General features: G+C 38.4%; 6 protein-coding genes and 1 pseudogene. 5 read left to right on the top strand and 2 right to left on the bottom strand.

Annotation, left to right across the window (positions count from 1 at the left end; genetic code table 11):
• From L2764_RS25345 to L2764_RS25365, 5 genes and pseudogenes are all read left to right on the top strand, one after another.
• Positions 1-167: pseudogene (locus L2764_RS25345) on the top strand (IS66 family transposase); the annotation flags it as partial.
• A gap of 414 nt (positions 168-581) precedes the next feature.
• The gene (locus L2764_RS25350; RefSeq protein ID WP_248943146.1) at positions 582-1,067 is read left to right on the top strand and encodes a CesT family type III secretion system chaperone; all 486 of its coding nucleotides are present in this window, start codon (positions 582-584) and stop codon (positions 1,065-1,067) included.
• Positions 1,068-1,092: 25 nt separating this feature from the next.
• Positions 1,093-2,376: a hypothetical protein gene (locus L2764_RS25355; RefSeq protein ID WP_248943147.1), complete on the top strand. Its 1,284-nt coding sequence runs from the start codon at positions 1,093-1,095 to the stop codon at positions 2,374-2,376.
• Positions 2,377-2,579: 203 nt separating this feature from the next.
• Positions 2,580-3,266, top strand: a complete 687-nt coding sequence (gene mnmC2 / locus L2764_RS25360; RefSeq protein WP_248943148.1) for a tRNA (5-methylaminomethyl-2-thiouridine)(34)-methyltransferase MnmC2 — start codon at positions 2,580-2,582, stop codon at positions 3,264-3,266.
• A gap of 76 nt (positions 3,267-3,342) precedes the next feature.
• A complete protein-coding gene (locus L2764_RS25365; RefSeq protein WP_248943149.1) occupies positions 3,343-4,590 on the top strand; it encodes an MFS transporter in 1,248 nt (415 codons plus the stop codon).
• A gap of 8 nt (positions 4,591-4,598) precedes the next feature.
• Here the strand turns inward: L2764_RS25365 and L2764_RS25370 are convergent, their stop codons facing one another.
• Together L2764_RS25370 and L2764_RS25380 are read right to left on the bottom strand one after the other, a co-directional pair.
• A complete protein-coding gene (locus L2764_RS25370; protein ID WP_312018385.1) occupies positions 4,599-4,823 on the bottom strand; it encodes an SDR family oxidoreductase in 225 nt (74 codons plus the stop codon).
• 364 nt (positions 4,824-5,187) lie between these two features.
• Positions 5,188-5,583 (bottom strand): hypothetical protein, encoded by a 396-nt coding sequence (locus L2764_RS25380; RefSeq protein ID WP_248943151.1) that lies wholly within the window; start codon positions 5,581-5,583, stop codon positions 5,188-5,190.
• Between the last annotated feature and the right edge of the window lie 138 nt (positions 5,584-5,721).

A 5,721-nucleotide genomic window follows, 5' to 3' on the forward strand; every position in this document is an offset into this window, starting at 1 on the left:
ATGGCACAAGTTCAGATAGAGGTGAGAAATTTCGCTCTCGGCTGCTATCTGTCGTTGAAACGTGCAAGAAGCGACAGTTATCCCCGATAAGAGTGATCAGCACTATCATTGTGGCCGTGGTTGATAAAAAGGACTACCCAGACGTATTTGGGCTCATGCCAGCTTAGTCAATCCCCCTCTGGTGAATACTTACGTAAGTACAGCTTTATTTTTAGCAGTAAACTCCTCAATAAACAAAATATGACAAATATTTTGTTATTCAGTACACCGTAAACAGTTTAAATTGGTCCCATTATATAATAACTTAATCGATATAGTTGGGCGATTAATTAAAATCACTATGTAAATTAATGTAAGTGCAAAGTTAGCCTACAACAAACCAACATAAAAATCACTGAATATCAATTAGTTAAATGATTAGCGGTATCCGTAAATGATCTTTTTATAAAAATGATAGTAACTTGTTTTTTTCAGAAGATAACCTAAACATTTTATTATTAAATACGCCTCAATATTGATTAATTAAATAAATGACTCAAACCAAAATCACATCAGAGCCTTTCAAATAAAATGAGAAACAAATGAAATTAGCTGAATTTAAAACACACAAAACCATTTCAAATTGGTTAGAACAGATCAGCCAAGCAATAGGTATAAAGCTTAACTTAAGAGAAGATGGCCATATTGAATTGGCATGTTCGGATAAAGCAACAATCACTATCGAAGTTTCAGAGGAACATGGACTCGTGTATTTCTACTCTAATTTAATCACCCTACCTCATAATAGCGATAACAGAGAACCTTTTTATCGTCGTGCACTAGAACTCAATGCTTTTAATTTTGCAACTGGGGGGGCCTCTATCTCCTTAGATCCTAGACATGACAATATCACCTTAACCTTTGTGGAAAAAGTTACAGGAATGAATGCCGATATCTTCGCCAATCTATTAAACCATTTCATAACACTAACCATAGAGTTAATTGACAACAAAGCCTTAGAACCTGACTCAAACATATCAGATAAAAAACATGTTAATGCCTTTAATCGTCATCACAAGATAATTTAACCCATACAAGTAATAGGAATATAAAATGCCAAGTTTAGTGCTCTCTCCTCCCGAGATTGAACAGCATCATATCGCTTCACCAAATGAAATACATGAAAATAATACCCATGAAATGTCAGGCAAGGTCCCCCATTTTGGAAAAGGATTAGCTCAAATAACAAGCCAATCTGACGTGCAAAGCACGCGCAATTTAGGCGTGTTAAACACCCCTTTAGGTGGGAAATACAGTATTGGTAATCTTATATCTACATTAAGCCGTATACCAGGCAATTTACTCAGTGGGATAGGTAACGCTTCACAAGCAGTAGAGGAGTCAATATTATCAAGTGATGAAATGGAAACTTACCAACCAAATATTCATACTCTTCCAAGTAGTAACAACTATGAAGTAGCCCTCCATGGTGTCGGTAGTTTAGGCCGCATCATCACCGGAATAGGTACGATTAGCAACGCCGTCGTTGGCGCCACCGCTGGGTTCATTTGCTTAGGTGAAATGCTATTAACACGTGCTTTTCATTTTTGTTTAGGTAAAGATGTCAGCATCAATGCTCGAATGGGACAAACAGTCTTCCCTAGAGAGATGAAACAAAAAGCCATCAATGAATTACAACTGTGTAATCATGTTATGCGCAATGAAGGAAAAGAAAACTCCGCCCCTGCATCTCTACAAGCTTTAGCATCCAGTCAACTCAATTTGCCGGAAAACTATCGTCTTGCCCAACCTTCAGAAGTCCCTCATCAATGGCGCAGGTTGTACAATTCTAACACGGGTATTATTCAAACTAACCTCTCCATTCCTGTAGGTATGGGCGTATTTGTTGATGAGGGAACAAATACACTTAAGCTGGCTTTTCGTGGTATCACTAATGAGCCTAGAACCCAAATAGGCGCTATTACAGGTAGCCTTTATAGTGATACTTTTATGCGAACTGCACGCAGCATTGCTGAAGACTTTCAGGAACATCATACAGGTATTGGCAGCAAATCAATTGAACTTATCGGTCATTCCTTAGGTGGTGAAGCCGTAGAATATGCTGGAGCCATGACAGGCTTAAAAACCACAGCTTACAACTCAGCAGGTTTAAGTGCTCTTACTCGCTCAGAAATAGGTATTAATAGAATTAATTATGCCAATATTACCAATGTAAATACTCAAAGAGATTGGCTATCACAAGACTTAATTCGAAGTACTTGGGTACCAAGAGCACAAATCGGCAGCAATCAATATATTTTTGAAGAAGATACACGCCGGACTCAAGGAAATGCTCATTTTGTTGAAGCCATGATTGATGGACTTAGAAAATACTAAATAAAAATTGGAACACTGACCGACATCACTGAACCATCATCGATTTAAAAAAACTTGGTCACTTAGCATTCATCAAAGTCAATTCACTTTGAACCCAAAAGAGAAGCGCGATAGCACTTCTCTTTTTAATCACATCAGCTCTATTTTCTGTGATGATTCATTGTTAAAATGAATATTTACATCAATACAATTCCTCTTCACACATGAATGAAATAAAAGTCCAATTAACCAAAGATGGCTCCCATACCTTGATGAGCTCACTGTTCGATGACAGTTATCATGCCCATAATGGTGCCATGAGTGAATCTCAATATGTGTATATTCACGCAGGTTTTGACGCATTAACGACAGAATTTAATCAAGTCAATATTCTAGAACTAGGCTTTGGTTCAGGCATGAATGCTATTCTTTCCTTGCAAAGTGCACTGGCTACAACAGGGAAGATTGAACGATCCATTCACTACACCAGCATCGAAGCTTACCCACTTTCATTAGACATTGTCAGCCAACTGAATTATAAACAGCAATTATCAACCAAGCTGGCAGATTTATTCGACAAATTACACATGGCGCCATGGAATTGTGATGTCGAAATTATGCCCGGTTTTATCTTGCATAAAGTCCATGGAAAATTACAAAACTTTCACTCACCCAAAGCCGATTTCAATTTAGTCTATTACGATGCATTTGCCCCCAGTAAACAACCTGAACTGTGGACGCAAGATAACTTTGATAACATCGTCAAGATGATGGACAAAGGGGGCATGCTGGTGTCTTATTGTGCCAATGGCCAATTTAAGCGTAATTTGAAAGCCGCAGGATTTACCGTTAAAGCCTACCCTGGCGCACTCGGCCGCCGTGAAATGACCCGAGCTTGGAAAGAAATTTGATTTAAGAATAACCCCGTCACAGCCTCCTCTTCCTATAATTAATATGCCAATATAATGATAGGAATGATGAATATTAATGGATAAAAGAACCGTCAAATGCAGTAATAATCGTGTATCTAATTTAAATCCATTACAAAGTAATAATCGTGTATCTAATTTAAATCCATTACAAAGTAATAATGGTATTCTTCTTGCTCTTGCCATGTGTGCTTTTTGTATCGGTACAACCGAATTTGTCATGGCAGGTGTGTTATCCGATATTGCTAATACATTTAAAATATCAGTCTCAGCAGCAGGATGGTTGATGAGTGGCTATGCTTTCGCTGTTGTGATCAGTGCCCCGATACTTACCGCTGTGAGTATCAACCTCCCCCGAAAGCCTGTATTAATAAGCTTAATGGGGTTATTTATACTCGGTAGCCTCATTTCCGCTTTGTCTCCAAGTTATCAAATATTAATGTTAGGTCGCATCATTTCAGCCTTTTGTCATGGAGCATTTTTAGGAATAGGCTCCGTTGTTGCGGCTCATTCTGCCCCTAAAAATAAACAGGCACATGCAATTGCATTAATGTTTACAGGTTTAACGTTAGCAAATGTTCTTGGAATGCCACTAGGAACCACTCTTTCACAATATTTCGGTTGGCGCTCTATGTTTTGGGTTATTTCAGTATTGGGCTGTATCAGCCTTATTAGTCTCATTATTTTGATACCTAATAACATCACCATACAAAAAACGCATCTAAAACATGAAATAATCATGTTCAAAAACCCTTTTGTTTGGCGTGCCTTATTGATTACGGCTTTAGGCTATGGAGGGGTTTTTACCTCCTTTGCATACATTACACCTATGATGACCCACCTCGCTGGCTTTTCTGAAAATGCGATAATTGGATTGTTATTACTCTTTGGTATAGGCACTTTTGCTGGTAACCTTATTGGGGGTAAGGCGGCTGATATGGCATTAGCACCGGCCCTTGCCACCTTACTATTTTGCTTATCTCTTACATTATTTATTTTCAGTGTCAGCACCCAAAATCCTATTACGGCAATTATCCTTATATTTCTTTTAGGATTATTTGGCTTTTCTGTCACAGCTCCGATGCAAGCTCAAATCGCAAAATATGCTGAAAATGCACCGACCGTTTCATCCGCAGCCAATATTTCCTCATTCAATATTGGCATCGCCTTAGGAACCTATTTAGGTGGAGTGACAATATATCTAGGCTGGGGTTATAACTCAGTAAACTGGGTTGGAGGGTGCATGGTTTTATTAGCGTTGGTAATACAAATAGTTAATATACTAATACCGATCAAATCACAATAAAGGCATTGTCATCGACCCAAGACTCTATCTAAATGCACATATCCGCCATCAATATACATAATTTGTCCTGTAGTATGACTACTTTGACTTGAAGCCAACATCAAAACCATAGCCGCTATCTCTTCAGGACGCGTCATTCGCCGCTCTAAGGGAATATGGTCTTCAATATGAAAGCCCATTTCCTGTCCTTGCTTCGCATGAATAAACCACTCTTCATATGCTGGCGTTGCCACTTAAGCAGGAATAACAGCATTCACTCGTATACCATATTGAACAAATCTGTTGCCCACTCTCGAGTTAACCCCATAACCGCACCTTTAGCTGCCGCATGCCCCGATCCATACCAAGTGGTCTTACGGTTGCAAACACATTACCCTTTTAGTTATTACAGAAATTAAAGCGTTGGTATTAGAGAGTGGCATTGAGTACTTGTTGAATATGTTCCCATTCGAACCTTTTTGGGTTCAATTGGGAGTCGCCTCTTCGAGAACCTTTAATTCTATCGTGCGAATCCCCTAAAATAACGCCATAAACAGATAAAGCTCAGTTAAGCCTAGGATACTTAACTCATAGAATAACTGACTAAAATAAGCTGAGTTACTCTATGTGTCCAGATAGTTCAATTATACGTTGGTAATCGTCCCATAACCAATATTTACCATCGCCACCATTCGCTTTATATTTTAATACCATCTGACGAATAAAGCCCTGAGTCACAAACTTTCTTCTCAATTCCAAACTGATGTACTGGCTTTGATCATAAGATTGTATATGCAGGCATTTTTTAGGAACTCCAAAAGCAGTTGAATTATTTCCCTCAAAGATCTTTTGGCTCTCTTTTAATGTCACAAAATGAAATTGAGACTCTATGAATTTAGCGGTATCAATATCCCTAAAAATAGGTTTATAGTTTTTACCAGTATGAGCAATATAATTATCCACCTTTCGTTGCTCAAAACACGGCATATTAAGATGATTCTCAACAATGCCCACCAACAACACCACGGTATTAATCACTTGGAGTTATTGTCAAATGTGGTGTATCAATGAATCGTGATGTTCTGTTTGATCTTGAGTGATCCGCTCACCATCTTTAAATTGAATACCTGATATGACATCAGCAAGCAGCTT

The sequence above is a fragment of the Shewanella surugensis genome (assembly GCF_023284005.1).
GTDB lineage: Bacteria > Pseudomonadota > Gammaproteobacteria > Enterobacterales > Shewanellaceae > Shewanella > Shewanella surugensis.